This window comes from Henriciella algicola (assembly GCF_003576245.1).
Taxonomy (GTDB): Bacteria; Pseudomonadota; Alphaproteobacteria; order Caulobacterales; family Hyphomonadaceae; genus Henriciella; species Henriciella algicola.
Genome location: NZ_QWGA01000003.1, coordinates 1,470,629 through 1,495,201 on the forward strand (window position 1 = coordinate 1,470,629; position 24,573 = coordinate 1,495,201).

The following is a 24,573-nucleotide window of genomic DNA, read 5'->3' on the forward strand; positions in this document are numbered from 1 at the left end:
GTATGAGCAAGCCATTCTGGGAAACCAAAAGACTGACAGAGATGACCCCGCAGGAGTGGGAGTCGCTTTGCGATGGCTGCGCGAAATGCTGCCTCATCAAGCTTGAGGACGAAGATAGCGGCGACGTCGCCTATACGAGGCTGCACTGCAAACTCCTCGACGCTGATCTCTGCCGCTGCGCAGACTATGAGAACCGCAAGGCCAAGGTGCCGGACTGCGTGATCCTGACGCCGAAATCGGTGTCAGAGCTGAAATGGATGCCGAAAAGCTGTGCCTATCGCCGCGTGCATGAGGGACGCGGACTGGAAGACTGGCATCATCTCGTCTGCGGTGACCGTCAGCGCATCCATGAGGTCGGCAAATCGATCATGGGCCAGACGGTGAGTGAAGAGACGGTCTTCGAGGAAGACCAGATCGACTGGATCATCGACTGGGACGGCAATCCGCCGGACTGATCGCCAGCCCGGCAGTTACCAGATTTCAAACGGGGCTTATGGCCCCTCGATCTCGTAACCCTTGTCACGCAGCAGGGTGATGACGCTGTCAGGCCCTGCAAGGTGGCCTGCACCAACCGCGACGAAGACCGTGCCTTCGACATCATCGAGGAAGCCTTCGATCTGCGGCACCCAGTTCTCGTTCCGCTCAACAAAGAGGGCATCATAGATGCCGTCGCCGCCGCCCGTATCGGGGTTCGCCACGAGCATGCCCAGACCTTCGACATCGCCGTCACGCCACTCATCGACAACCTGATCGAGGGTGCGGCTGGTATCACCCAGCGTGATGGAGGTCTCATAGAGGTAGGCGGCCTGCGTATCTTCCGGCAGTTCGTCAAAGATCGCGGCCTGATCGGCGGCGGTTTCAAGGAAGGCAAATTCCTTACCGGCCGCTTCTGCATCGGCGATCAGGATCTGCTCAATGCCGGCATTCGGGTCAAACCCATCAGACTGAAGCTGTAGAACGGACAGGTTCACAGCCGCCATCCACGGCTCCATCGGGTCGAAAGCAGAGACGGGCAGGTTGAGGCCAGACAGCGCTTCTTCAAAAGCCGTGAGAACCGGGTCTGGCAGCTCATTGCTGAGCGTGCGCCCATCCCCATAAAAACCGCGAGACAGGAAATCACGGGCGACGGCCTGCTGGCCTTCCTCACTCACCATGTCGAGCTCAAGGACAAGCAGGTCAGCCGAATTGAATTTCTCGGTGAACTCGTCGGTGCGCCAGTCGAGGTCCGGCCGCATCAGATGGACAGTGCCGAAGATGTGGACCGTCGTGTCCTCGTCGGACATGGTCCAGATTGCGGGTGAGCCGTCACCATTGGTGGCCTGCGCCTGCTCCAGCGCCGCATCAAACTCAGCCATCAGCTCATCGCGCGAGCGATATTCAGCAGAGCCCTCAGGGCTTGTGTCTTCAGCGCCCGTGCCGGTTTCGACGACGGCTGGTTCGTCGCTCATGGCGGCCTCATCGCTGCCAGACGGGCTACAGGCTGCGAGCGCGGCAAAGGCAATGGCGCTCAGGCCTGAAACGAAATGGAAGCTGCGGCTCATACGGGTAATCTCCTAAAGACGGGCGGCCCGCGATGCGGGCGACAGGCTTTACTACATGCCAACGGACACTGGCACAAAGCTGATTTGGCGTGTTTCGCAAAGATTGCACCTGCGCCCCCATTCGCATAGAGGGATTGGCAACGCACCTATAGCTCAGCTGGATAGAGCGCTGCCCTCCGAAGGCAGAGGTCACAGGTTCGAATCCTGTTAGGTGCGCCATTCATTCAAATTGTCGGTGGGATGTCTGGAGCGGATAGCGGGAATCGAACCCGCATCCTCAGCTTGGAAGGCTGCTGCACTACCATTGTGCTATATCCGCGCGCCAGAGGGCCACGAGATACTTCGGGGCGCGGCGCGATGCAAGTGAAGAGGCGCGCGGATGGCAGTGGGCGCGATTGCAACTCGACGTGACTTTGGTGCCGAATGCTGACCCGCAGCCCTGAGCGCGATCCATCGCGGAACGTAGTGAAGCGGGGATCAACTAGGAAAAGCCCCTGCCGGGGCATTTTCATCCTAAATTCGATCCACTGGATCGAATTTTTCACGCAGTGAACTGGATGAAAATGGTGGAGGGGACAGGATTCGAACCTGTGTACGCTATGCGGGCAGATTTACAGTCTGCTGCCTTTAACCACTCGGCCACCCCTCCAGGGATTGCCTTGCAGCGTCGGTAATTGACGCTGCCACATCGGACCGCCAAAAGGCTGTCATCAACAACCCGGTCGCTCCGAAGCGCGCTTTATAGGGATGAAGCCCATTCCACGCAACCATGAGAAACGGCGATTTGCAGCGCGATCTGCACCAGACCCGAATGAGCCGCTCTGGCTCTGGGGTCAGCATGCCGTCGAAGCCGCAATTTCCAACAAGAACAGGGTCATTCTGCGCTGGGTCGCGACAGAGAATGCGGCCAAGCGCACCGGCCTGACAGGCTTTGAAGTCATGGACCAGAAGGCGCTCAGCAAGCTGCTGCCGCCCAGCGCGGTCCATCAGGGCATCGCCATCAAGGTCGAGCCGGCCGAGCCGTCCGCACTGGAAGACGTGATCAACCGTCCTGATGCGCCGGACACGTTGTGCATTCTCGACCAGATTTCGGACCCGCATAATCTCGGCGCCATCTTCAGGTCCGCAGCCGCATTCGGTGTCGGCGGCCTTGTCCTGCAGACGCGGCATACACCGCCGCTGACCGGCGTGGTCGCCAAGTCTGCGGCAGGCGCCATCGAGACGGTCGAGGAAATTCGCGTCGTGAACATCGCCCGCGCGCTCGATGCGCTGGGGGCAGCGGGCTATCATACGGTGGGTCTCGCCGGTGAAGGACAGGAACACCTTTCTGATTCCGTCAGCGGGGCCCGCAAGATCGCCTTTGTGATGGGGGCGGAAGGATCAGGTCTTCGCCCGGCTGTGGCCAAGGCGTGCGCAACGCTGGCGCGCATTCCCATGGTGCCTGGCATGGAAAGTCTCAACGTTTCCAACGCGGCAGCCATTGCCTTCTATGAGGCGATGCGGTCAAAACAGCTTTAATGACACTTCTCGGACCGACTTCGCACACCTATTTCTCGCAGCGCCTCAAGCTGCACTATGCCGACTGGGGCAATGAAGACGCGCCGCCGCTCCTTCTGGTGCATGGTGGGCGTGACCATTGCCGCAGCTGGGACTGGACGGCAGAGGCCCTGCGCAAGGACTGGCACGTCATTGCGCCGGATCTTCGCGGCCATGGCGACAGCGCCTGGTCGCCTGAAGGCAATTACAACATGCAGGCGTATATCTACGACCTCGCCCAGCTGATCCATCAGCTGAAGCTTGCGCCTGTCACCATCGTATCCCATTCGCTCGGCGGGAATATCTGCCTGCGTTATACCGGCCTCTATCCGGAAAATGTCCGCAAGATCGTGGCCATCGAGGGCCTCGGGCCGAGCCCAAGCCGCCTGGAAGAACGCCGCAAGACGCCGTGGCAGGATCATTTCCGCAAGATGATCGATGACAAGCGCGGTCTCGCTGGCCGCCAGCCAAAGCGCTACGAGTCACTGGAGCAGGCCTATGCCCGGATGAAGGAAGAGAATAGCTTCCTGACGGCCGAGCAGGCACGCCACCTCACCATCAATGGTATCGCCCGCAATGAGGACGGTACCTATTCGTGGAAGTTCGACAATTACCTCCGCGTCTGGGAGTCAGTCGACATCACGCATGAGCAGGTGGCCGAGCTCTGGTCGAATATCAGCTGTCCGACCCTGCTGCTCTACGGCGAGAAAAGCTGGGCCTCGAACCCGGCCGAAGATGGCCGGATCAAGCACTTCAAACATGCCGATGTGAAGATGTTCCCAGAAGCTGGCCACTGGCTGCACCATGACCAGTTCGATCTCTTCATCGAGACGCTTCAGGACTTCCTCTAGCCTGACACCTCTTTCAGGAACTGCGCGATGCTGGCCGCTGTCTGGCGGCTGATGTCGGGGCACATATGCGCGGCGATTTCTGTGCCGTGGCTGGTGCCCATGACATTACGGCATTGGGCCGGCTGTCCGGTGCGCAGGAGCAGGCGGTAAAACTCGATGCCTTCATCGCGCAGCGGGTCGCACTCATTCACGCTGATCATCACGGGCGGCAGGCCCTTCACATCCTCTTCGCTGGCAAAGAGCGGCCAGGCAAGCGGATCCTTCGCCTCATAGGCGTCGATGCCGTAGGCGATTGCCGCGCCCATGCCTTCAAGGTGGAGCAGGATGCCATTGTTCTCGATACTGGAGGGCAGGCGGTCGTCAGGCCACTTGCCCGCGATGTCCGGGCAAAGCGCGTAGAGACCTTTGACGAGGCCGATATCGCCATCCCGGTTGAGCTTGAGGCCCGTGGCGAGCGTGAGATTGCCGCCGCCGCTTTCGCCTGCGACGATGATCCGGTCCTTGTCGATGCCGAGCTTGCCAGCATTCTCGCTGACCCATCTGACGCCGGACGCACAGTCATTGAGGCCCGCTGGAAACGGTTCGATCTCCGGGGCCGAGGAGGGGCGCAGACTGTTGCGGAAATCCACCATGGCGATCGCCATGCCCTGATGCGCCAGCAGGCGGCCCCATGTCCGGTACATCGCGTCGAAGCAGGAGAAATCCTGCATGCCGCCGCCATGAATGTAATAGACGCAAGGCAGCGCTCCGGCGCCTTCCGGCTTGATGAGCTGGATCTTCACCGTGTTGCCATCGGGCTGAGAGGTGAATCCATGGGTCGAGATATCGAGGCCCTTGGTGGGGGCGAGTGGCTCAGTGTCGATCTGGGAGAAGAGCTTCTGCACCATGGCGGCGCGCTCATTTGCTTCGGGTGAATTGGCGCGTGCGACCATTTCCTCGCGCGTCGTCGCCGGGTTCGGCGCTGGCTGCGGCATGGTTGTGAGCATTGCGCGAATGCGCGGGTCCAGTCTCGGATCGTCTGCGCCCTTTGCCATTCTTATCCTCCCTTTGGCTTTTCTTGTTCTCTCAGCCTTAGCACGGGGAGGGCGGCTGAGGCAGGGGCTCGCAAGGTCAACCTTTGGCGCGCGGCAGCTTGATGCCAAAGATGATAGCCATCGCGCGGGAGATGAAGGCCGTCGCCATGCCCGCGGCAAAGGCGATGGCTTCAGGCGCGCCAAGTGCAACCGCCGCGAAATAGACGCCGGACCCTGCCAGTGCGCAGGTCGCGTAAAGCTCCCCCTCTTTCAGCACCAGCGGTTCCTCATTGGCGATCACATCGCGCAGCAGGCCGCCCGCGCTCGCCGTGATCGCGCCCATGATAACAACGACGAGAAAACCGTGGCCGAGCGACATGGCCTTGGCGGCGCCTGTGACGGCGAAGAGCGACATGCCCACCGCGTCTGGCCAGCGAAGGGCGCGGAACTGGCTGACATAGCGATAGAACAGGAAAGCGGTCAGCCCGCCCGCAATCGCCAGCACGAGCGTTAGCGTATCGGACAGCCAGAAGACGGGCGCGCCGAGCAGGAGGTCGCGCAGCGTGCCCCCGCCAATAGCTGGCAGGAAGGCGAGCACGATCACGCCGAGCAGGTCCATCTCCTTGCGCACGGCAAGCACGCCGCCAGAGATGGCGAAGACGAAGACGCCGAACCGGTCGGCAAAGGCCATGAGAAGGTCTGGGCTCATCAGCGGCCTTTTGAAGGAGAAGCGCTTTGCCGTCCAGCACCTTGCCTGTTCACGGGTGCGCACCACCCGGTTGCATGCGCGCGGCGCTGCGTCTGCATAACCTCAATTAAGATTATGATTAGTCGTCAGATTTGCTTGCAACCTATGAGTGTGGCCTTGCGTAGGTGGGGCCAGATGAGCGGCACATCCCGCCATCGCAAACGAGAACTGGCGCAGAAAGCGCCCGCGAAACCAAGAGGATCAGAACGATTAGCCATGCAACAGGTACATGAGGACCGATACACCACCCGTCTCAGCACCAGACCTGAACAGATCGCTCGCCGCGACAGCGTCGTCCACGCGAAAGGCGGCACCAATCCACCAATCGACCCTTCGCTTGTCCGCGACTTTGAACGCGATGGATTCATCGTGCTTGAGGATGTCTTTTCGCCAAAAGAGGTCGCCCGCATGCGCGGCACGGCCAATGAGATGCGCGACTATCCAGACAGCCTCGCCGACGAAACCGTCATCTCAGAGCGCGATAGCGGCGCAGTCCGCTCCGTCTTCGCGATCCACCGCCAGACGAGCGACTTCGATGTCGTCGCCCGTGACCCACGCCTTGCTGATGTCGCCCGCTACATCCTGGACGATGAGGTCTACATCCATCAGTCGCGCCTGAACTATAAGCCAGCCTTCAAAGGCAAGGAGTTCTACTGGCATTCCGACTTTGAGACCTGGCACGCTGAGGATGGCATGCCGGATATGCGCGCCCTCTCCATGTCCGTGATGCTGACGGACAATCACCCGCAGGCTGGCCCTGTCATGTTCGTCCCGGGCAGCCATGAGACCTTCATCTCCTGCGTTGGTGAAACGCCTGAGGACAATTACAAATCGTCGCTAAAGCGTCAGGAGACCGGCATTCCGGATGCGGACTCCATCGCCCAGCTGGTCGATGAGGGCGGCATTGTTGCCCCGGCTCCGAAGGCGGGTTCCGTCGTGATCTTCGACTGCAACACGCTGCACGCCTCGAACGGCAACATCACCCCGTTTGAACGGATGAATGCCTTCTTCGTCTTCAATGCGTGGTCAAACCGCCTGAAGGCGCCATTCGCAGCCAATTCAGAGCGCCCTGAGCACATCGCTCACCGCCGGGTCGAAGCTCCTCTGGCACCGCTATCGAAAGTGACTGGCAGGCTGTCCTAGAAGGGCGTCCGCACCAGAAACAGTAGAAGGTTCAAGCCCGCAATGCCCCGGCCAGCATGACCCGGTGGTATTTGCGGGCGAACTTTGCCGGAACATCCAGAAGCCGGTGGCGCCCCTCTATCCGGGCCGCAAGGCTTGAGGCCGATGTCGCGATCTTCTGCGGCGTCGCCAGCGCCAGCGCGCCTGCCCGTACCGGTGCCATATAGGTTGCCAGCTGGCGCTTGTACTGCATCCCCCCGAGGCCGAGGTGAAGCTCCTTGATGCCTTCGCCCGCGCTCCATTGCGCAAGGCTGAAGAGCAGGGCGAGGCCCGGCTTCTGTTTGGCATAGCGGCTTTCATAGGCCGGGAACCAGTAGTGCATCACGCGCTCTGACCGCATGCAGTAGGTGATGGCGGCGAGTTCACCCTCAATGTGAAGCGTTGAGAGCACGCCGCGCGCGTCGCTGGCCTTGCGCTCTGCCAGCGTTTCCAGAAGGCGGCGTGGCCAATCCAGCGAGAAGAGCGGGAAGTGGCCCGACTGCTGATAGGCGACCTGCTTCAGCTCCAGTAGCCGGTCGAAGGCGGCGTCATCGACTACGTCATGCGCGACAACGGTGCCCGGCGCTTTCAGAAGCGCGTCGACCTTGCGGTGCTCACGCCTGAAATTCGAGGAGGCTGACTGGCGCTCTGCAAGCCATGCGTCATAGCCAGCCGACAGGTCCATGACCTGATTGCCGTCGCCGATATGGCCGGTCAGGCCGTGGCGCTGCTGGGTGTAGGGCGCCGCAGTAAACGCATATCCACCGACATGCCGGGTGACGGATCTCTGACAGAGGTCCAGCGCCGTACCGGGCGCTGCGACGATGCCGTGAAGGTCATCCATCGGCCCGCCGACAGGGCGTGCGGTGCCTAGCGGGCCGGGCCGCACAGGCCAATAGGCGACCGGCGTGCTGCCTTCAGAGAACTTCAAAACCTTCACGCCGGGCCGTGCGATATTCGCGGCGGCGGCGTAGGAATACGAGAAGTAGGGGCTCCACAGGAATGGGTCGCTGGCCTGAAGTGCGGCCCATGCTTCCCGGTCCGCCCCGGTCAGGTCGGCAAAATCAATGAGATCTGATTTGGTCGCCATGGCCCGTCAGAATTGCAGAATATCGTACGCGCAATACTCTATGGGAAAACGGTTAAGGCGAGAAAAACCAATCCTTCGAAAACGCGGATTGTCGGAAAACCTGATGCGCTGGAGCGGGTGAAGGGAATCGAACCCTCGTCTTAAGCTTGGGAAGCTTCTGCTCTACCATTGAGCTACACCCGCACGCCGACCGGTCTGGCTGAATAGCTTTTCTGGCGGGAAACGCCAGCGATTTGTCAGCCTCGCCTTGGTGGAAAGCCGACTTCACATCTGCGCGAGTGCATGAAAACGTCTGCTTGTCATGCTGGTGTGCAAGACTAATGTCCGGGCCCATGGCGCATACGACATTGATCGAACAGAAGTTTCGCGACCCTTTCATAACGGCGAAGGGAGAGACCCGTGGGTCAGTGGATTGGCGCGGCCTCAAAACGCTGTGGCTGAACACCGGCACGCTCTGCAACATCGAGTGCCGCAACTGCTACATCAAAAGCTCTCCGACCAATGATGACCTCGTCTATCTGACGCTTGGCGATGTGGTGCCGTTTCTGGATGAGATCGATGAACTCGCCGAGGGCGCAAAGGAGATCGGGATCACGGGCGGTGAGCCTTTCATGTGCCCCGACATTCTGGCGATCATGGAAGAGGTGCTGGCACGCGGTCACACGCTGCTCGTCCTGACCAATGCGATGCGCCCGATGATGCGCCCCAAAATCCGCGAGGGCCTGCTCGCGCTCAATGAGCGGTATGGCGACAGGATCACCATGCGTGTGTCGATGGATCACCATTCGCAGCCACTTCACGATGCTGAGCGCGGCACTGGAAGTTTCGAGATTGCCGGTGAAGGCCTGGCCTGGCTCGCCGAGAATGGCTTTTCAGTCGCCATCGCCGGGCGGCAGGACCTTGCCGAGAGCGAGGATGAAGCTCGCCTTGGCTATGGGGCGCTGATCGAACGGCTTGGCCTTCGCATCGACCCGGCTGACACCAAGGCGCTCGTCCTGTTTCCTGAAATGATTGAGGGCGACAGCCCGCCAGAAATTACCACGGCCTGCTGGGGCATTCTCGATGTCGATCCGGGCGACATGATGTGCGCCAGCCAGCGTATGGTCATCCGGCGCAAAGGTGCAGGCCGCGCCACTGTGACGGCCTGCACCCTGCTTGCCTATTCGCCGGAGTTTGAACTTGGCGACACGCTGGCCGCCGCGACTGAAGACCCGGTTCAGCTCAACCACCCCTGGTGCGCGACCTTCTGCGTGCTGGGCGGAGCAAGTTGTTCGGCTTGAGAGCCCGTCGGGGCGAGCGAGCCCGGCCTGTGGTTCGAGCCCAGCCGCCGCTAGGGCATGCTTCGTTCACCTACCGGCCTTATGAGACGAATGAGAAAGCCCGCATGGTGAGCGAAGTCGAACCACGCGGGCGATATCTTGGCCGTTGCAGAAAGTGCCTATTCAGCAGCCTTTGACACCGGTGCGGCCGGGTCCTGAAAAACCTCCTCAATCGACTTGCCGAACAGGCGGGCAATGGCAAAGGCCAGCGGCAGGGACGGGTCATACTTGCCTGTCTCGATGGCGTTTACCGACTGGCGGGAAACGTCGAGCTGTTCGGCCAGTGCGGCCTGGCTCCAGCCCTGCTCGGCGCGAAGGGTGCGGATGATGTTCTCCATCTACCGCCCCTTCAGACCGTCTTGCCGAAGAGATTGTCCGCACAGTAGTTGAGCCCATAGACCAGTAGAAAGAACGGGCCGAACCAGAAAACGTTGACGCCGGGAACCACGTCCCAAAGCTGGAAGCTACCGACGACCCAGATTGCGCTGAGCGTGATGCACGCGCTGCGGGCGAAAGCCTTCAGCTGGCGCAGACGCGTATACTCGTCCGTCTCCTCTGAGTGACGCAACATCAGCCACATCATGAAAACGAGCGGCGCGGCCGTCAGCACTGAAAAGGTAGCTGTCAGCCAGACCGGTGAGGTGTCCTTGTTCACGATGACGGCGCCGCCAAGACAGATGGCGACATAAGCGGCAACAGCTGGCCAGTAGAGCCGCTGATAACGTTTTTTTGCGGCGTTGAAGCCGAGCTGGTGAGCCATGGTTTGCTCCTTCCGAATTGTCGTGTTTCCTTGACACTATGACAAGGAAACTTGTCAGTCAAGCGTCCTTGACAAAATTCGTGCTTTCCCAATGGCGGCGCAGGGTATAGGACAGCCCACCCATGGCGCTCGCTCCTTCTCTTCAGGTCTTCAGGCATCGCGCATACCTGCATTTCTGGCTGATGCGGGTGTCGATCGCGGCGGCGCGCCAGATGGAAGCGATAACCATTGGCTATCAGGTCTATGACCTCGCCCGCAGGCCCGCAGAGACAGGTGGTCTCGGCTGGAGCATTGAGGAATCGGCCTTCCTGCTGGGCCTCGTCGGCCTCGCGCAGTTCGTGCCCGTGCTCCTGCTCTCACTTGTCGGGGGACAGGCCGCAGACCGGCTCAACAGGAAGATGATCCTCATTGTGTCAAACACGGTGCGGGTGCTGCTTTCGTTCGGCCTGCTGGCGTCGGTCTTCCTGCCCGCATCGAACGCCCTGCCGATCATATTTGGCGTTGCGATCATGCTGGGCTGCGTCAATGCGTTTACGCCCGCCGCTGCCAACTCACTTTTCCCGCGCCTTGTGCCGCGCAAGGAGCTGCCAAACGCGATCGCTTGGAATTCGCTCGGCTTCCAGACCGCTGTGATCGTTGGGCCTGCTGTCGGCGGGCTGATCTATGGCTTCTTTGGTGCAGCCACGGTGTACACAGTTGCCATCATCCTCGCCTCCTTCGCCATTCTCGCCATCGCGACGGCAAAGACCCCGCCGCATGAGAAAGTCCTGAATGTTCGCGGCTGGTCCATGGTGTTCGAGGGGCTTGGCTATATCCGCCGCAACAAGATCGTTCTTGGCGCGATCTCCCTGGATCTCGTCGTTGTCTTTTTCGGCGGCGCGAAGGCGTTGCTGCCAGTGTTCGCGCGCGACATCCTGCATGTCGGGCAGGAAGGCCTCGGCATCCTTGCAGCATCGCCCGCAATCGGCGCGGCCACAGTGGCCTTCATCCTCGCGACACGGCCCCTGAGCAGAAATACTGGCCCATGGATGATGTGGGCCGTCGGCATCTACGGCGTCGCGACTCTGGTCTTTGGCCTCTCGCCTTACTTCTTCCTCTCCATGGCAGCGCTTATCGTGACGGGCGCCGCTGATGAGATTTCCGTCTATGTCCGCGCCTCGCTGATCCAGCTCGCGACACCGGATGAGATGAAGGGCCGTGTGTCTTCGGTCTCCTTCATCTTCATCTCTGCCTCGAATGAGCTTGGAGAGTTTGAGAGCGGCGTCGCCGCAAGGCTGCTTGGCCCTGTCGGCGCTGTCGTGTTCGGCGGCTGCGCAGCGATTACCACTGCGCTTTTATGGACGCGGCTTTTCCCCGATCTCGCCCGCGCGGACCGGTTCGAGAATATCGAGGAACAGGCCGTCAGCGAAAAGCCACCAGCCAGCGCCTGACGTCTATTCTGCGGCGACCTTTGCCTGCGCCGGGACGCTTTGCGCGCCGCGGACCAGCCGTCCGGGTTTTGCCCCTGTCGGGTCACCATCGCGGTAGATCGTCTGGCCGGCCACGATGGTCGCGGTATAGCCGCTGGCCCGCTGCATGAGGCGGCGCCCATTTGCCGGCAGGTCCCGCAGGATGACCGGGCGGTGCAGGGTCAAATTGTCATAATCGATGACATTGAGGTCTGCGCGGTAGCCCGGCGCGATCAACCCGCGATCATGCAGGCCGATCCAGTGGGCGGTGTCCGCCGTCTGGCGCTTGACCGTCCACTCGAGAGAGAATTTCGGTCCGCGAGAGCGGTCACGCGTCCAGTGGGTCAGCATGCTGGTCGGGAAAGAGCCGTCGCAGATCATGCCGACATGCGCGCCGCCATCGGAAAGGCCTGGAATGGTCGCCTTACTGCTCAGCATTTCATAGGACGGGTCGAGCGAGCCGTTCGCATAGTTGAGGAAGGGCAGGTAGAGCATGCCCCGCCCATCATCCTCGAGCAGGATATCGAGCGCGGCTTCCTCATTCGTGATGCCGCGCGCCTTGGCGATGGCTTCAACCGTGCGGTCGGCCTCAGGCTCATAATTTGGCACGGCGTCGAGCGTGAAGAGCTTGCCGAAATTGCGCAGCAGGCTTTTCACGAAAGGGTTGTTCGGGTCCGGCCTGGATGAGAGCAGCCGCGCGCGGAAGTCCGGATCGCGCAGGGCAGCGACTTTCTCCTGAAGCGTCTTGTCCTTGATCTCCTGATAGACCGGATGCGCGGTGAACGGGTTCATGGTGAGGTCGAGGCCAAGCAGGACGCCGACCGGGCGACCGCAGACCTGCGCCCGCATTGGCAGGCCGTCATCGACCGCCTCCTCAATGGCGCCGAGCAGGACACGCCAGCCTTCCGGTGCGACATCGGATTGTGCCAGCGAGACAGAAAGCGGGCGGCCCGTCCGCTCCACGATCCGGCGCAGCATGGCCGCTTCCTTTTTGGGATCGTCAAAGTCCGACACGAATTGGAGCACGCCTTTCCCAGCTTCCTTCAGCGCCATGCCGATACCGGTCAGCTCTTCTTCGCTGGCGGTCAGCGTCGGGGTCGGCTGGCCGTCAGAGGTGCGGTGGTTCAGCGTGCGAGAGGTGGAAAAGCCGAGCGCGCCTGCCTCAACAGCTTCGCGGGCGAGCTTTGCCATGGCGGCGATGTCGTCGGCTGTCGCTTCCTCGCGATTGGCCCCGCGCTCGCCCATCACGAAGACGCGAAGCGCGGCGTGGGGCAATTGCGCCCCGAAGTCGATGTCGTAAGACTTGTCCGACAGGCTTTCGAGATATTGCGGGAAGCTCTCCCAGTCCCAGGGAAGGCCGGTCGAGAGGACGGGGAACGGAATATCCTCAACGCCTTCCATGAGGCGGATGAGCCGGTCGTGATCCTGTTCGCGGCAAGGGGCGAAGCCGACGCCGCAATTGCCCATGATGGCGGTGGTCACGCCATGGATAGAGGATGGCGTCAGCGTGTCGCCCCAGGTGACCTGCCCGTCATAATGGGTGTGCACATCAACAAAGCCCGGGGTGACGATTTCGCCCTTCGCGTCGATCTCTTCGCGGCCCTTGGCGGGGACGTTTCCGACGCTGGTGATGCGGCCAGCATCGATAGCGATGTCGGCTTCCCGGCCGGGCGCTCCTGTTCCGTCGACGACGAAACCATTGCGAATGACGAGATCATGGGTCATGGGCGTTCCTCCGTTCGGCCTGCTCTGATGGCAGGCCTGTCTGGCTAGAGAGAAACGCCCCTGACGCTTGGGAAGTCAATCGGAACCGCAGTCCCGAAAACCGCCTAGGCGGCCGGGCAGGTGCCCGTGTCTTCCATGCTGTTATCGATGCGGTCGATCACGTCGCCAATCATTCGGACGCCAGCCATGGTGCCCTGCGCAGTTTCGCCTTCGGCGTCGGTCATGGCGGCGCTCATCATGCGGCTGACGACGTCTTCGGCGCCTTCACCGCTGGCTTCCATGCCGTCGGTCACTTCTTCGAGCGTGATGAGCATCTGCGCACGCTCTTCTTCCGGGCTGTTGTCGATGACGTCCACGAAACACTCGCAGAAGCCTTCCGTGTCGGTGCCCATGTCGACGAAGCTTTCCTGCGCTTCCGGGTCGCTTGCGAGGATCAGGCAGTCGGCTTCAAGCGCGGCCACGTCATCGACTTCTGGCGCCTGAGCTTCCTCGGCGGCCTCGATCACAGTTTCGTCTGCGGTTTCAGCGCTTTCGGCCGGGTCGGTTTCGCCGCCGCCGCAAGCTGCAAGCGCCAGACCGGCAACGGCCGCGCTAAGGATTTGGAATTTCATGGCTTAAGCCCCCAAAGTTGCAAGGATGCGGCAATCCAAAAGGCTGCCGGATACATTGTCCAGCGATTTCAGGCTCTCAGGCGAAATGCTTGGACAGTTTGAGCCGCTGGCCCTGATAATTGCTAGACTTGCCGCCATAGAGCGCGGCCGGGTCGCCTGCCATGTCCTCATAGACGAGCTTTGCAACCGGCTGGCCGTGCTCAAGGATGAAGGGCACATCGCGTGAGCGGACCTCCAGAACGGCGCGCGAGCCGCCTGCATTCGTCCCAAAGCCCGGATCGAAAAAGCCAGCATAGTGCGCACGAAACTCACCCAGCTCCGGCGCGACAGGGGCCATCTCGGCGGCCTGGCCAGGGGCGACGCTGACGCTTTCACGTGAGGCGAGGATGTAGAAATCCTCCGGGTTCAGCACGACCCGGCCCTTATGCGGGAAAAGCGGCTCCCAGTAGTCGGCAACCTCATGGCCGCCAATGGCGCGAAGGTCGATCAGCCCTGCATGATGCTTGGCGCGCCAGCCAACTGGCTTGCCATCTGCCGCTTCCATATCGATGGAGACGATCAGGTCGCTGACATTCTGCGGCTTGCCGCGGCGAAGGCGCAACTGGGCGAGCCTGTCACCGGGCCGCGCGAGGATTGAATAGGTGCGCGGGCTGATTTCCAGCCAGAGCGGGCCGTCATAGCCTTCCTGGATGTCGTCGAATGCGTTCGCGCGGTCGGTGACGAGCCGGGTAAAAACATCGATCCGCCCGGTGGAGCTTTTCGGGTTCGCGCGTCCTGAAATGCCTTCCGGCAGGCGGACCGTTTCCATCAGCGGGACGAGATAGACGCAGCCTGTTTCCAACACGGCGCCCGCATCGGTCAGCGGGATTTCATGCAGCGCAAGGCCCGGCTCTTCCAACACATCAGCTACCCGGCGACGGTCCCCCGGCAGGAAGCTGGCGCGGATGCGATAGGCGACGGTGCCGAGACGAAGATCGAGGCTGGCAGGCTGGATCTGATCGGCGTCCAACGGCCGGTCAGCGCTGATCGAGCCTTTCTCGAACAGCTCTTTTAATTCCCCGTCGGGCAGGACGCCCTGTCTTGGCTCAACCATGCCTTGATCCTTTTCCGTCAAGAGGCTTAAGACGGACCGCTCATGTTTGGAAGGATGAAGTCCATGGCGGCTGAAGATGGCAAGGACTGGAAACCAGCGACGAAACTCGTGCGCGGTGGCACAATGCGGTCCGAGTTCGGAGAGACCTCCGAAGCGATCTACCTGACCTCTGGCTATGCGTATGACAGCGCCGAGCAGGCGGCCCGCCGCATGTCCGGCGAAGAGGAAGGCTATGTCTATTCGCGCTACGCCAACCCGACTGTCCGCATGCTGGAAAACCGGCTCGCCATGCTGGAAGGCGCAGAGGCAGCCCGCGTCACCGCGTCCGGCATGGGCGCCATCTCGACAGCGCTGATCGCACCTGTTGGTCAGGGCGACCGCGTCGTCGCCGCAAGTGCGCTCTTTGGCTCCTGCCGTGTCATTTGTCAGACGATCCTGCCGCGTTATGGCGTGGAGACCGAATTCGTTCAGGGCTCTGATCTCGATGCCTGGAAGAAGGCACTGTCGCGCCCGGCCAATTATGTTCTCATCGAATCGCCGTCCAATCCGCTTCTCGAAGCCGTGGACATCGCCGCCGTGGCAGAGCTCGCCCACAAGGCGGGCGCCAAGCTGATCGTCGACAATGTGTTTGCCACGCCAATCCTTCAGCGCCCGCTGGAGCTTGGCGCGGACATCTCGGTCTATTCGGCGACGAAGCATATGGACGGGCAGGGCCGCGTTCTGGCTGGCGCGATCCTCGGTCCTACGGACTGGATGGAGGAGTTCGTCGACCCATGGCTGCGCCATACAGGGCCTGCCGCTTCGCCTTTCAATGCATGGGTTGTCCTCAAAGGGCTGGAGACACTCGACCTCCGCGTGCGTCAGGCGAGCAAGAACGCCGCGCGGCTCGCCGACGCCATTGCCGGGCATGAGAATGTTGCCGCCGTCCGCTATCCGGGCCGCAGCGATCATCCGCATTACGCCGTCCATGCCAAGCAGATGGAAGAGGGCGGCACGCTGATCGCCTTTTCGGTGAAGGGCGGACGCCCCGAAGCTTTCCGCGTGCTGAATGCGCTGAAGCTGGTCGATATCTCGAACAATCTTGGCGACACCAAATCGCTTGCCTGCCACCCGGCCTCGACCACGCACCGCGCCCTCAATGAGGAAGAGCGCGCCTCGATGGGGCTTGATGAAAGCTGGATCCGCATCTCTGTCGGCCTTGAAGACGCCGGTGACCTCGAAGCCGATCTCCTCGCGGCGCTCTCGGCGATGAACGGCTAGGCTGGGGGCCCAACGGATATGGCATCGTCTCGAAAGGCCCTCCGCTATGAAGCGGTGACGGACGGCATGAAGATCGCCGTCACGCCGAAATTCCTCGATGAGGAATCGCTGCCGGCAAAGGGCCGCTTTGTCTGGGCCTATACGATCGAGATGGAAAACAGCTCCGACACGACCTGGACGCTGACGCTTCGCCACTGGGACATCATCGACAGCTTCGGCAGGCGCCAGACGGTCGACGGCGAAGGTGTTGTTGGCCAGACGCCTCGTCTCGAGCCAGGCGACAAGTTCCGCTATTCGTCCGGCGCGCCGCTGGCCGCCCCATCCGGCATGATGAGTGGCAGCTATACGTTCGTGTCGGATGACGGCGCAGAATTCGTCGCGCGCGTGCCTGCCTTCTCGCTCGACAGTCCTTACGACCAAAACCTTCCGAGCTAGGCCTTTCCCCGCCGAAAACCGGTGACGCGGGCGCAGAAACACTGCTAGAGCGCCAGTCATGGGTTTCCGCGATTTCCTGCTTCTCTTCGCCGTCTGCTTTGTCTGGGGGCTGAACCTCGTGGTGACCCGTTGGGTTGTCGCAGACGCCGCCGTGCCGCCTGTCTTCTTTGCGGCCGTCCGCTTCGCGGGTATCGCGCTAGTTCTCATTCCCTTCCTGTTCCCGGCGCCAAAACAGATGCTGACCCTGTTCGGCATTTCCATGTGTATGGGCGCGGTGCATTTCGCGCTGCTCTTCATGGGCCTTGCCAATGCAGAAGCGAGCGCAGTGTCCGTCACGGGGCAGCTTGGCGTTCCGTTCGCAACGCTGATGAGCATGGCGTTCCTTGGTGAGAAGGTCGGCTGGCGGCGTGGCCTCGGCATCATGCTGGCCTTTGCGGGGGTGACCCTGATCGCTTTCGATCCAGACAGTTTCTCGGTCAGCTTTGGCCTCATCTATGTGATTGTTTCGGCCTTCATCGGCGCCTCTGGCGGCATCATGATGAAGAAGATGGCGCCGATCAGCGCGCTGCAGCTTCAGGCATGGCTGGGCCTGTTCAGCTTTGGCCCGCTTTTGATTTTCTCTTTCCTGACAGAAGGCGGACAGGTTGAGGCATTTGTCGGCGGCGGCTGGCTGGTCTGCACCGCGACCGTGTTCGCTGTGCTGGGCGTCAGCGTTTTTGGTCATGGCGCTTACTACTACCTCATCAAGAAGTACGATATCTCGCTCCTCTCGCCGCTGACGCTTATGACGCCGATCTGGGGCGTGGTTCTTGCGGTCAGCCTGCTTGGCGAACCGCTGACATCGCGCCTCGTGGTCGGTGCGGCGATTTCCCTGAGCGGGGTATTTGTCATTGCCCTGCGCCGGAACAAATCCCTTCCAGAAGCAGCCATTCCTGAAAAAGCCCGTGTGGTGAAATGAAAATCACTCACCTTTCCAGCCCGAACTTCAATGACCGCCAGTTCGCGCTTGATATGCTGGTGCTGCACTATACCGGGATGGAAACGGGCGACGCGGCGATTGAACGGCTTACCGACAAGGAAGCTGGCGTCTCTGCCCATTATGTCGTGCGCGAGACCGGCGAAATCCTGCAGCTGGTCGATGAGGACAAACGGGCATGGCATGCGGGCGTTTCCAGCTGGCGGGGCGATGAGGATCTCAATTCCCGCTCTGTCGGGATCGAGATCGTGAATGGTGGACATGACTGGCGCGCCCCGGATGGCAGCCTGCCGGACTATCCGGACGCGCAGATCGAGGCCGTCATTTCCTTGTCGAAAGCGATCATAGACCGCTGGAATATCCCGGCGGACCGTGTGGTCGGCCACAGCGATATTGCGCCAGCCCGCAAGGCGGACCCGGGCGAGCATTTCCCCTGGCAACGCCTCTCCGAAGCGGGCATCGGGCTCTGGCCTTCGGTCAGCGGTGGAGCGGACCAGCCCGCAGAGATATCGCTGCGCGCGATTGGCTATGACGTCAGCGACCTCCCGGCGGCCATCACCGCATTCCGGCGCCGCTGGATGCCGGACCGCATCGATGGCGGTGACGACGAAGACCTGCGGGCGGTAGCGGCAGCTGTGGCGGCCGCTTATTCTGCGGTCTGATCTGCGCCTTCAATCGCCAGATCGTCTGGCGCTTCGGTCGCGGCGGGCTCTTCCGACAAGAGTTTCGACCATTCGACACTGAGCGCTGCGCCCAGAAGCAGCGATGAAACCGACACGACCAGCCAGATGAAACCGAGGATCACCGACGCCAGCGCGCCGTAGAAAGTGTCGAGAACCGATATCCGCAGATAGAGGTGATAAGCCCAGGTCGCGATACTCCAGCTGAACGCGCCGGCAGCTGCGCCGAGCATCATGGAGCGACCCGAATTTATCCGTCCGTGCAGCGACAATGAGATGATCAGGTAGAAGATCACAAAGCAGGCGACGAATTTTCCAAGCCAGAGCTGGGCTGCGAAATTGGAAATGTCGCGCGCCAGTGAAAAGGCGATGAATCCTTCGCGCTCAGTGGCGAAGGACATCAAAAGCTGCAATGCACCAAGTAGCCAGACAATGAGGATGAGGAGCGTCGTCATCAGAAGCGACACGCCCTGAAAGCGGATGATGTTCGAACGCCGCTCACTGCCCGCGACCATTCGGATACCGGTAATGGCGGCCTTGGCCCCGGACGTTGCTGTATAGAGCACGACCAGAACTGCGCCCACGGCCCGGATCGTCAGGCCCTGCGGGGTGGAATCGCGAATAGTGGCAAGGTCAGCCTGCTGGAGCGGGGCAACGGCAGAGGTCAGCACCTGGTCGACCGTGTTCGATAGTGCGTCGGACAGGTCATGCGGCAATAGCGAGAAGAGCAGGGTCAGCGTGAGATAGATCAGCGGGAAGATGGAGAAGAGCGCGTAGAAGCTGATCCCGCCGGTCACGATCCTCACTTCCGGGCGCGAGAGCCGGACAATGGCGCGCCATAGCGGAAGGATAATCCAGTCCCGCAGGAATTGCGGCATTGGCAGTTTTGTCAGCCAGGCCTCCATCGGGGCTCCCCTGCATAGGCTGTATTGATCCGTGCAGCATGGATCAGCCCGGCGCGCGACGCCATAGCTTCCTGCCACCAAACTCGATTTCCTTGCCTTCTGCCCAGACAAAGGCTATGTGCCCGCCCCAGAAGTCTCCCTCGTATTGCCGCGGCTGCTGACCCGACTGGCAAAACACTGAGGAAGACAATGTCCCACCCCAACTCGCGTGCCGAGCGCCGCGCCCTTGCGCGCAAGCTCGATGGACGCATCAATCATCGCGAACAGTCCTTCCGCCGCTATGGCATCGAGAAGGACTGGAAGAAAATCTACTGGCGCAAGAACAAGCTTCACCGCGCGCGTCAGATAGGCAAGATCTGGCCCCATAATGAATGGGAAAAGATCATGGCGGACGCTGAGCCTGTAAAAATTCTTTTCATCTGCTCGCAGAACCGCCTTCGCAGCCCCACGGGCGAGAAGGTGTTCAGCGGCGTGGCAGGCGTGGAAGCAAGGTCAGCGGGCACCGCGCGAGATGCGGTGCACGCCGTCCAGATGGAGGATATCCGCTGGGCCGACATGATTATCTGCATGGAAGACAAGCATGCGCGCCGCCTGCGGGCAGATTTCCGTCAGGCGGTCGCGTTCAAACGGATGCATGTCCTTGGCATTCCGGACGACTTCAAATTCATGCAGCCGGAACTGGTGGAGCTGCTGATGCAGGCCGTGACGCCGCTACTCGAAAACATCGAGTAGCGGCTACGGTCCGCAGACCCATTCACCATCGACGGTCCGAGTCGCACCGTCTGCCCGGTTGACCGTCATGGTGGCGGCTTGGCTGGTCTGTTCGGTCTGCGAGCCATCAAGCGTGGCGTCGCCCAGCTCAACCACTATTACCATGCCTTCTCCGGCAAACGTGCCGCCATCTTCCTCAAGCCCGCTGAAGCCGCCAAGCTGCTCGCCATAAAGCTGCAGGTCAGCGCCAGCATTGTTGATCGCTGCGGTGGCGCGGCCGTCAGGGTCGACATCGGCGGCGGCTACGAGCAGCGGTTCGCCGCTATCTGATGCCTGAAACGAACAGCGCAGCTCTCCGTCCAGCATGTCTGCGCCCTGCATAGAGACCGGCTGAAGCGAAGTCAGTGTGGCGTCGCTTCCGGTGACGCCGAGATCTGCCTCGGCGGTATCGTCTGGCAGCATGCTGTCAGAGGCCGTGATCTCGTCACTGTCCTGCGCATTGACGATAGGGGCCTCACCGATGCGAGTATTGGCATCAGTGTCTGTCTCATCGCTACCCGGCGAACAGCCCACCAGAAGCAGTCCGGCAGACAGGGCGGCGAAGGATGTGAGTGTCTTTTTCATGCTCTGCCAACGATTGCTCACTCTGAATGTTCCTCGACTTCAGCGCGATCATAATGGTGATCTGGCGGGGGAGGACATTCTGGCGTATAGGGCCCTGACCAGACGGCCGGGCAGTCGCTGGCATGGCTCACAAGGCCATGCTGGAGGAAAGTCCGGGCTCCATGGAAACAGGGCGGCGGATAATGTCCGCCCGGCGTGAGCCGAGGGAAAGTGCCACAGAGAGCAGACCGCCCCAGATCTGATCTGGGGTAAGGGTGAAAGGGTGGGGTAAGAGCCCACCGCGGGGGCGGTAACGTCCCTGGCATGGTAAACCCCGCCCGGAGCAAGACCGAATAGGGGGTGCGCATGGCCCGTTTCCAGCCCGCGCCCCGGGTGTGTCGCGTGAGGGTCCTGGCGACAGGGCTCCCAGAGGAATGACTGCACAGGCGCCGCAAGGCGCTGGACAGAACCCGGCTTACAGGCCGTCTGGTCAGCCTATTTCCAGCGTTTCCAGAAGCGCACCTTCGGGCGTGCGACCGGCCTCGCCCGCTGCAGCACATCGGTGCGCACACGGATCATGGCGGCGGCGAGGTGAATTTCCCAGAGGAAGCTGCCCGTCGCAGTGATGAGTGCGCCCATCGTCATGATGAACAGAATGGACACAGGAATCCCGACATCCAGCCGGAATAGCTGTCCCGTAAACAGCGTCACGATGACCAGACAGATGAGCAGCATCGCAAGTGTTGAAAGGACAATGGCGCGATTGATCCACGAAATGCGCTGATCCAGCAGGATGATCTCGGAGCGCCAGCGTGGATGGTTCTCCATCGCGCCTTCGACCATCAGCTCCATCTCTAGCGCGCGGGAGCGGTCAACCGTGCGGCCAAGCCGGTTGGTCAGCACGGTGAGGAGTGCGCCGATACCCGCAATCAGGAAGACCGGCGCAACGGCCAGTTCGATGCTGTGAACGATATCGACGTCGAGGGTTTCCATGACGAGCCTGAGATGGGCCGCGCGCGGCCGGTTGCTAGATGTAGCCTTCCTCTAGAAGGTCCTTGGTGTGGATGATCCCGACCGGCGTGCCATCCTCAAGCACGAAGCCGTTCGAAATGCGAAGCTTGGTCATCACATCAACGACGAGCGCGATGCGGTCACCCTTGGCAAAGGTCTTGCCGCCGCGCGTCATCATTTCGCGCGCTGTGCCGGCTTCGCTGGCGTCCTGCATATAGCGGCGAAGGTCGCCATCAGTGACGATGCCGATATAGCGCCCGTCCTCATCGACCACGGCAACGCAGCCCTGGCGGCCTTCGGCAATCGCCTGAATGACGTCCTGCAGCCCTGCGTCCTGGTTCACCACGGGCGGAGAGGCATCGCGGGACATGAGATAGTCAGCGACCGTATGCAGCGCCTTGCCGAGCTTTCCGCCCGGATGGCGTGCACCGAAATCCTCACGGCTGAAGCCGCGACGCGCCATGAGGGCCACCGCCAGCGCATCACCCATGACGAGGGTCATCGTGGTGGAGGAGGTGGGGGCAAGCCCGTTCGGGCAGGCTTCTTCATGCTCGGGCAGGGCCAGCAAGATGTCGGCATTGCGGCCAAGCAGGCTGTCTGCCGAGCGGGTCATCGCGATCAGCTTCACATTGTGAGAGCGGCAATAGCGCAAAAGGTCGATCAGCTCGCGCGTCTCCCCGGAGTAGGAGATGGCGAGGACAACACTGTCGGGGCGCACCATGCCAAGGTCGCCATGGCTGGCCTCGGTCGGGTGCAGGAAGAAAGACGGCGTGCCGGTAGACGCCATGGTCGCGGCGATTTTCTGGCCGATATGGCCTGACTTTCCAACGCCTGCGACGATGAGATAACCCGCGCAGCCGACAATCACATCGACGGCGGCAGAGAAGTTTGCATCAAGGCTGATGGAGAGCGCGTCCAGCGCCTCGCGCTCGATCTGCACCACGCGGCGGGCGGTTTCGAGGTCGTTTTCCGGTCCAGATGACATGTGCCGTCTCTCCAACTTTTGCGCGGGCCCTCTTGGTCAGGGCCTCCGCCTATTCCGGTTCAGCGAAGCCCCAGCCATCCGGCTTGTATCCACGGGCCAGCGCCATCTTCGTGGTGCGTTCCTCATGCAGCCAGATGTCCTGGGGTGTAAAGGGGATCGGCCCGATTGAGGCGGCAACCTCATTCTCGTTTTCCGCCTCGCCCGGCTGGTAGCCGAAGGTCTCAAGCGCCTTCTCAAACGCCTCGCGCCGGGCATCTTCGCCTTCGATCGGCACGAAGAAGAGGTCCAGCATGATCTCGCTATGCGGTTTGACGCCCTTGGTGTCGCGCAGCTGCTCGCACGTATAGACCGTCTCGGCCTGCTGCTCGGTGAAGTTCCAGTCTGCTTCGTCCATTCTCATACCCTCAGAATTCTTGTGCGCCTTATGACAGAAACGGGCCGTGCAGCGAAGCCGGGCAACCCAGTGGCAACAGCTGCGTTACTGGATGGCGAAGGCTATCGCCACCAGAAAGCAGAAGGCAGGAAACGGGGACGCCGTAGACATGGCTGTTGAGAATTTGCTGGTTCCGGGAAAAACCTGCCAACGCATCGAAACCGCCGACAAGTTGCGCATCATTCTGGAAGGCCGGGACTATTTCAGGGCCGTCAAGGAAGCGATGCTGAGCGCAGAAAAGACGATCATGATGATCGGTTGGGATTTCGACACCCGTATCGAATTCGAGCCTGATAAGCAGACCCTGGATGGCCCGAACCAGCTCGGTGAGTTCCTGTCCTGGATCACGAATGAGCGCGAACGCCTTCAGCTCTACATGCTGAAATGGAATATCGGCGCCGTGCAGTCCGTTCTGCGCGGCATGGTGCCGATCGGCGTTCGCCCTGTGCGGTTCAACAGCAACTTCCACTTCCAGCTCGATTCGACCCATCCGGTCGGCGCGGCCCATCATTCCAAGATCATCGTCATCGATGACCAGATCGCGTTTTGCGGCGGCATCGACATGACGGCAGGCCGCTGGGACACCTGCGAGCACCTTGACGATCAGCCATGCCGCACACTGCCGGGCGAAAGCGAGATGCCAAAGCCCTGGCACGATGCGACCGTGGCCGTCTCCGGCGACATTGCCTGCGCTCTTGGCGACGTCGCACGGGAGCGCTGGCTTCGCTCGACCGCCGAGAAACTGCCGCCCCCAAAATGCGACAATGACCCTGTCTGGCCGGACCTTGAGCTCACATGGAGCAATGTGCCGGTGGCCCTCGCGCGCACCTTTCCCGGCTTTTCCGACTTCGATGAAGTCCGCGAGATCGAGGCGCTTTATCTTGAGGCCATCGCGAGAGCGCAGGACACGCTCTACATCGAGAGCCAGTATCTTGCCTCGGCCAAACTGGTGCATGCGATGGCAGAGCGCCTGCAGGAAGAAGACGGGCCGGAAATCGTGCTCGTCCTGCCGCGAAACGCCGACGGATGGCTGCGCCAGAAGGCGATGGACGGGGCGCGCGTGCGGATGCTCGAACATCTCTGGGCGCATGACCCGCATGACCGGTTCGCCGCCTATTATCCGGTGACGACCAGCGAGGCGCCAATCTATGTGCACGCGAAGATCCTGATCCTCGATGATGAATTGATCCGCGTCGGCTCCTCCAATCTGAACAACCGCTCCATGGGCTTCGACACCGAGACCGACTTGGCCGTTGAAGCCTCCCAGTGCGATGCGCCGGACGAGATCAGGGCGTCCATTTCCAATCTCCGTGCGCATCTCGTGAGCGAGCATCTGAACGTCAGCAAGGATGAACTTGCCGATGCGCTGGAGGCGTCCGGCGGGTCGCTGATCGGCGCGATCACAGCGCTTAAGGGCGATGGGCGCTCCCTCCGGCTCTTTGAAGAAGCTGAGGTGAATGGAGAGGCGAATATCCTCGCGGAGAATGAATTTGCTGATCCGGAAGAAGTGGGCGATGGCCTCGCTGAACGCCTCGTAAATGGTATCCGCGACCTTGTGGGGAATGCGTCGGAGTAGGGTTCCTTTTTTCGATTGCTCCCGTGTCGGCGCTGTTCTTCCCCCTTCTCCTTGGGGAGAAGGGCCGGGGATGAGGGGGACTGAGCTTCCAGCACGCGCTGT

26 protein-coding genes, 4 tRNA genes and 1 other RNA gene are annotated in these 24,573 nt (G+C 61.4%); 14 read left to right on the forward strand and 17 right to left on the reverse strand.

Annotation, left to right across the window (positions count from 1 at the left end; genetic code table 11):
• Positions 1-2 precede the first annotated feature (2 nt).
• Positions 3-455 carry a YcgN family cysteine cluster protein gene (locus D1222_RS07785; protein ID WP_119453607.1) on the forward strand — a complete coding sequence of 151 codons (453 nt, stop codon included), beginning with the start codon at positions 3-5 and terminating at the stop codon, positions 453-455.
• A gap of 36 nt (positions 456-491) precedes the next feature.
• Here D1222_RS07785 and D1222_RS07790 read toward each other — a convergent pair whose 3' ends face one another.
• Positions 492-1,541: a TraB/GumN family protein gene (locus tag D1222_RS07790; protein WP_119453608.1), complete on the reverse strand. Its 1,050-nt coding sequence runs from the start codon at positions 1,539-1,541 to the stop codon at positions 492-494.
• A gap of 142 nt (positions 1,542-1,683) precedes the next feature.
• On the opposite strand from D1222_RS07790, the gene D1222_RS07795 reads away from it, so the two are divergent.
• Positions 1,684-1,760 (forward strand) — tRNA-Arg (locus D1222_RS07795).
• Positions 1,761-1,786: 26 nt separating this feature from the next.
• Here the strand turns inward: D1222_RS07795 and D1222_RS07800 are convergent.
• Both D1222_RS07800 and D1222_RS07805 read right to left on the reverse strand, forming a co-directional pair.
• Positions 1,787-1,860, reverse strand: a tRNA-Gly gene (locus D1222_RS07800).
• A gap of 245 nt (positions 1,861-2,105) precedes the next feature.
• Positions 2,106-2,190 (reverse strand) — tRNA-Tyr (locus D1222_RS07805).
• A 98-nt stretch (positions 2,191-2,288) separates the two neighbouring features.
• On the opposite strand from D1222_RS07805, the gene rlmB reads away from it, so the two are divergent.
• Positions 2,289-3,059 (forward strand): 23S rRNA (guanosine(2251)-2'-O)-methyltransferase RlmB, encoded by a 771-nt coding sequence (gene rlmB, locus D1222_RS07810; RefSeq protein ID WP_119453609.1) that lies wholly within the window; start codon positions 2,289-2,291, stop codon positions 3,057-3,059.
• Positions 3,059-3,928, forward strand: a complete 870-nt coding sequence (locus D1222_RS07815; RefSeq protein WP_119453610.1) for an alpha/beta fold hydrolase — start codon at positions 3,059-3,061, stop codon at positions 3,926-3,928. The genes rlmB and D1222_RS07815 overlap by 1 nt, the downstream gene beginning before the upstream one ends.
• On the opposite strand, the gene D1222_RS07820 is transcribed toward D1222_RS07815, so the two are convergent.
• Together D1222_RS07820 and D1222_RS07825 are read right to left on the reverse strand one after the other, a co-directional pair.
• Positions 3,925-4,962 carry an alpha/beta hydrolase gene (locus D1222_RS07820; RefSeq protein ID WP_119453611.1) on the reverse strand — a complete coding sequence of 346 codons (1,038 nt, stop codon included), beginning with the start codon at positions 4,960-4,962 and terminating at the stop codon, positions 3,925-3,927. The two genes, D1222_RS07815 and D1222_RS07820, sit on opposite strands and share 4 nt — an antisense overlap.
• A gap of 76 nt (positions 4,963-5,038) precedes the next feature.
• On the reverse strand, positions 5,039-5,650 hold the full coding sequence (locus D1222_RS07825) for a trimeric intracellular cation channel family protein (protein WP_119453612.1): 612 nt from the start codon (positions 5,648-5,650) through the stop codon (positions 5,039-5,041).
• 255 nt (positions 5,651-5,905) lie between these two features.
• Between D1222_RS07825 and thpD the strand changes: the two genes are divergently transcribed.
• Positions 5,906-6,832, forward strand: coding sequence for an ectoine hydroxylase (gene thpD / locus D1222_RS07830; protein WP_119453613.1), 927 nt, complete (start codon positions 5,906-5,908; stop codon positions 6,830-6,832).
• Positions 6,833-6,863: 31 nt separating this feature from the next.
• Here the strand turns inward: thpD and D1222_RS07835 are convergent, their stop codons facing one another.
• Together D1222_RS07835 and D1222_RS07840 are read right to left on the reverse strand one after the other, a co-directional pair.
• Positions 6,864-7,940 (reverse strand): GNAT family N-acetyltransferase, encoded by a 1,077-nt coding sequence (locus D1222_RS07835; protein WP_119453614.1) that lies wholly within the window; start codon positions 7,938-7,940, stop codon positions 6,864-6,866.
• A 109-nt stretch (positions 7,941-8,049) separates the two neighbouring features.
• A tRNA-Gly gene (locus tag D1222_RS07840) sits at positions 8,050-8,123 on the reverse strand.
• Positions 8,124-8,272: 149 nt separating this feature from the next.
• On the opposite strand from D1222_RS07840, the gene D1222_RS07845 reads away from it, so the two are divergent.
• Positions 8,273-9,220: a radical SAM protein gene (locus D1222_RS07845; protein ID WP_119453771.1), complete on the forward strand. Its 948-nt coding sequence runs from the start codon at positions 8,273-8,275 to the stop codon at positions 9,218-9,220.
• Positions 9,221-9,378: 158 nt separating this feature from the next.
• On the opposite strand, the gene D1222_RS07850 is transcribed toward D1222_RS07845, so the two are convergent.
• Both D1222_RS07850 and D1222_RS07855 read right to left on the reverse strand, forming a co-directional pair.
• Positions 9,379-9,597: a helix-turn-helix transcriptional regulator gene (locus D1222_RS07850; protein WP_119378992.1), complete on the reverse strand. Its 219-nt coding sequence runs from the start codon at positions 9,595-9,597 to the stop codon at positions 9,379-9,381.
• A gap of 11 nt (positions 9,598-9,608) precedes the next feature.
• On the reverse strand, positions 9,609-10,019 hold the full coding sequence (locus tag D1222_RS07855) for a hypothetical protein (protein WP_119453615.1): 411 nt from the start codon (positions 10,017-10,019) through the stop codon (positions 9,609-9,611).
• A 122-nt stretch (positions 10,020-10,141) separates the two neighbouring features.
• On the opposite strand from D1222_RS07855, the gene D1222_RS07860 reads away from it, so the two are divergent.
• Positions 10,142-11,449 (forward strand): MFS transporter, encoded by a 1,308-nt coding sequence (locus D1222_RS07860; RefSeq protein WP_119453616.1) that lies wholly within the window; start codon positions 10,142-10,144, stop codon positions 11,447-11,449.
• Positions 11,450-11,452: 3 nt separating this feature from the next.
• Here D1222_RS07860 and D1222_RS07865 read toward each other — a convergent pair whose 3' ends face one another.
• The 3 genes from D1222_RS07865 to D1222_RS07875 all read right to left on the reverse strand — a co-directional run bounded on the left by D1222_RS07865 (position 11,453) and on the right by D1222_RS07875 (position 14,896).
• A complete protein-coding gene (locus D1222_RS07865) occupies positions 11,453-13,192 on the reverse strand; it encodes an N-acyl-D-amino-acid deacylase family protein (RefSeq protein WP_119453617.1) in 1,740 nt (579 codons plus the stop codon).
• A gap of 104 nt (positions 13,193-13,296) precedes the next feature.
• Entirely contained in the window at positions 13,297-13,803 is a 507-nt protein-coding gene (locus tag D1222_RS07870; RefSeq protein WP_119453618.1) for a hypothetical protein, read from the reverse strand.
• A gap of 76 nt (positions 13,804-13,879) precedes the next feature.
• Complete coding sequence (locus tag D1222_RS07875) at positions 13,880-14,896, reverse strand: 2'-deoxycytidine 5'-triphosphate deaminase domain-containing protein (protein WP_119453772.1); 1,017 nt, start codon at positions 14,894-14,896, stop codon at positions 13,880-13,882.
• A 63-nt stretch (positions 14,897-14,959) separates the two neighbouring features.
• Between D1222_RS07875 and metZ the strand changes: the two genes are divergently transcribed.
• Genes metZ through D1222_RS07895 form a run of 4 tightly spaced genes read left to right on the forward strand, consistent with a single transcriptional unit; the run spans position 14,960 to position 18,229 of the window.
• Positions 14,960-16,156: an O-succinylhomoserine sulfhydrylase gene (gene metZ, locus D1222_RS07880; protein ID WP_119453619.1), complete on the forward strand. Its 1,197-nt coding sequence runs from the start codon at positions 14,960-14,962 to the stop codon at positions 16,154-16,156.
• A gap of 18 nt (positions 16,157-16,174) precedes the next feature.
• Positions 16,175-16,591, forward strand: a complete 417-nt coding sequence (gene apaG, locus D1222_RS07885; protein ID WP_119453620.1) for a Co2+/Mg2+ efflux protein ApaG — start codon at positions 16,175-16,177, stop codon at positions 16,589-16,591.
• 58 nt (positions 16,592-16,649) lie between these two features.
• The gene (locus D1222_RS07890; RefSeq protein ID WP_119453621.1) at positions 16,650-17,549 is read left to right on the forward strand and encodes a DMT family transporter; all 900 of its coding nucleotides are present in this window, start codon (positions 16,650-16,652) and stop codon (positions 17,547-17,549) included.
• A complete protein-coding gene (locus D1222_RS07895) occupies positions 17,546-18,229 on the forward strand; it encodes an N-acetylmuramoyl-L-alanine amidase (RefSeq protein ID WP_119453622.1) in 684 nt (227 codons plus the stop codon). The genes D1222_RS07890 and D1222_RS07895 overlap by 4 nt, the downstream gene beginning before the upstream one ends.
• Here the strand turns inward: D1222_RS07895 and D1222_RS07900 are convergent.
• A complete protein-coding gene (locus tag D1222_RS07900; protein ID WP_119453623.1) occupies positions 18,214-19,152 on the reverse strand; it encodes a YhjD/YihY/BrkB family envelope integrity protein in 939 nt (312 codons plus the stop codon). The genes D1222_RS07895 and D1222_RS07900 overlap by 16 nt on opposite strands.
• A 189-nt stretch (positions 19,153-19,341) precedes the next feature.
• On the opposite strand from D1222_RS07900, the gene D1222_RS15860 reads away from it, so the two are divergent.
• On the forward strand, positions 19,342-19,884 hold the full coding sequence (locus D1222_RS15860) for a low molecular weight protein tyrosine phosphatase family protein (RefSeq protein WP_233348568.1): 543 nt from the start codon (positions 19,342-19,344) through the stop codon (positions 19,882-19,884).
• Between the two features lie 3 nt (positions 19,885-19,887).
• On the opposite strand, the gene D1222_RS07910 is transcribed toward D1222_RS15860, so the two are convergent.
• Positions 19,888-20,487, reverse strand: coding sequence for a hypothetical protein (locus D1222_RS07910; RefSeq protein WP_119453624.1), 600 nt, complete (start codon positions 20,485-20,487; stop codon positions 19,888-19,890).
• Positions 20,488-20,585: 98 nt separating this feature from the next.
• Here D1222_RS07910 and rnpB point away from each other — a divergent pair.
• Positions 20,586-20,960: RNase P RNA component class A (gene rnpB / locus D1222_RS07915), an RNA gene on the forward strand.
• Position 20,961: 1 nt separating this feature from the next.
• Here rnpB and D1222_RS07920 read toward each other — a convergent pair.
• The 3 genes from D1222_RS07920 to D1222_RS07930 are packed head-to-tail and all read right to left on the reverse strand — an operon-like array spanning position 20,962 to position 22,856.
• A complete protein-coding gene (locus D1222_RS07920; protein WP_119453625.1) occupies positions 20,962-21,459 on the reverse strand; it encodes a DUF2721 domain-containing protein in 498 nt (165 codons plus the stop codon).
• A gap of 34 nt (positions 21,460-21,493) precedes the next feature.
• Positions 21,494-22,462 carry a KpsF/GutQ family sugar-phosphate isomerase gene (locus D1222_RS07925; protein ID WP_119453626.1) on the reverse strand — a complete coding sequence of 323 codons (969 nt, stop codon included), beginning with the start codon at positions 22,460-22,462 and terminating at the stop codon, positions 21,494-21,496.
• Positions 22,463-22,511: 49 nt separating this feature from the next.
• A complete protein-coding gene (locus D1222_RS07930) occupies positions 22,512-22,856 on the reverse strand; it encodes a hypothetical protein (protein WP_119453627.1) in 345 nt (114 codons plus the stop codon).
• 148 nt (positions 22,857-23,004) lie between these two features.
• Here D1222_RS07930 and D1222_RS07935 point away from each other — a divergent pair, with 148 nt between their 5' ends.
• Entirely contained in the window at positions 23,005-24,471 is a 1,467-nt protein-coding gene (locus tag D1222_RS07935) for a phospholipase D-like domain-containing protein (protein WP_119453628.1), read from the forward strand.
• Positions 24,472-24,573: the final 102 nt, after the last annotated feature.

Bases quoted from the DNA above. Each gene is read 5' to 3' on its own strand.
- D1222_RS07890 (WP_119453621.1), top strand. From the start codon at position 16,650: ATGGGTTTCCGCGATTTCCTGCTTCTCTTCGCCGTCTGCTTTGTCTGG.
- D1222_RS07865 (WP_119453617.1), bottom strand. From the start codon at position 13,192: ATGACCCATGATCTCGTCATTCGCAATGGTTTCGTCGTCGACGGAACA.
- D1222_RS15860 (WP_233348568.1), top strand. From the start codon at position 19,342: ATGTCCCACCCCAACTCGCGTGCCGAGCGCCGCGCCCTTGCGCGCAAG.
- D1222_RS07935 (WP_119453628.1), top strand. From the start codon at position 23,005: ATGGCTGTTGAGAATTTGCTGGTTCCGGGAAAAACCTGCCAACGCATC.
- D1222_RS07870 (WP_119453618.1), bottom strand. From the start codon at position 13,803: ATGAAATTCCAAATCCTTAGCGCGGCCGTTGCCGGTCTGGCGCTTGCA.
- D1222_RS07845 (WP_119453771.1), top strand. From the start codon at position 8,273: ATGGCGCATACGACATTGATCGAACAGAAGTTTCGCGACCCTTTCATA.
- D1222_RS07790 (WP_119453608.1), bottom strand. From the start codon at position 1,541: ATGAGCCGCAGCTTCCATTTCGTTTCAGGCCTGAGCGCCATTGCCTTT.
- D1222_RS07875 (WP_119453772.1), bottom strand. From the start codon at position 14,896: ATGGTTGAGCCAAGACAGGGCGTCCTGCCCGACGGGGAATTAAAAGAG.
- D1222_RS07815 (WP_119453610.1), top strand. From the start codon at position 3,059: ATGACACTTCTCGGACCGACTTCGCACACCTATTTCTCGCAGCGCCTC.
- D1222_RS07900 (WP_119453623.1), bottom strand. From the start codon at position 19,152: ATGGAGGCCTGGCTGACAAAACTGCCAATGCCGCAATTCCTGCGGGAC.
- D1222_RS07895 (WP_119453622.1), top strand. From the start codon at position 17,546: ATGAAAATCACTCACCTTTCCAGCCCGAACTTCAATGACCGCCAGTTC.
- D1222_RS07825 (WP_119453612.1), bottom strand. From the start codon at position 5,650: ATGAGCCCAGACCTTCTCATGGCCTTTGCCGACCGGTTCGGCGTCTTC.
- D1222_RS07855 (WP_119453615.1), bottom strand. From the start codon at position 10,019: ATGGCTCACCAGCTCGGCTTCAACGCCGCAAAAAAACGTTATCAGCGG.
- D1222_RS07850 (WP_119378992.1), bottom strand. From the start codon at position 9,597: ATGGAGAACATCATCCGCACCCTTCGCGCCGAGCAGGGCTGGAGCCAG.
- apaG (WP_119453620.1), top strand. From the start codon at position 16,175: ATGGCATCGTCTCGAAAGGCCCTCCGCTATGAAGCGGTGACGGACGGC.
- D1222_RS07835 (WP_119453614.1), bottom strand. From the start codon at position 7,940: ATGGCGACCAAATCAGATCTCATTGATTTTGCCGACCTGACCGGGGCG.
- D1222_RS07820 (WP_119453611.1), bottom strand. From the start codon at position 4,962: ATGGCAAAGGGCGCAGACGATCCGAGACTGGACCCGCGCATTCGCGCA.
- rlmB (WP_119453609.1), top strand. From the start codon at position 2,289: ATGAAGCCCATTCCACGCAACCATGAGAAACGGCGATTTGCAGCGCGA.
- thpD (WP_119453613.1), top strand. From the start codon at position 5,906: ATGCAACAGGTACATGAGGACCGATACACCACCCGTCTCAGCACCAGA.
- D1222_RS07930 (WP_119453627.1), bottom strand. From the start codon at position 22,856: ATGGACGAAGCAGACTGGAACTTCACCGAGCAGCAGGCCGAGACGGTC.
- D1222_RS07785 (WP_119453607.1), top strand. From the start codon at position 3: ATGAGCAAGCCATTCTGGGAAACCAAAAGACTGACAGAGATGACCCCG.
- D1222_RS07925 (WP_119453626.1), bottom strand. From the start codon at position 22,462: ATGTCATCTGGACCGGAAAACGACCTCGAAACCGCCCGCCGCGTGGTG.
- D1222_RS07920 (WP_119453625.1), bottom strand. From the start codon at position 21,459: ATGGAAACCCTCGACGTCGATATCGTTCACAGCATCGAACTGGCCGTT.
- D1222_RS07860 (WP_119453616.1), top strand. From the start codon at position 10,142: ATGGCGCTCGCTCCTTCTCTTCAGGTCTTCAGGCATCGCGCATACCTG.
- D1222_RS07910 (WP_119453624.1), bottom strand. From the start codon at position 20,487: ATGAAAAAGACACTCACATCCTTCGCCGCCCTGTCTGCCGGACTGCTT.
- metZ (WP_119453619.1), top strand. From the start codon at position 14,960: ATGGCGGCTGAAGATGGCAAGGACTGGAAACCAGCGACGAAACTCGTG.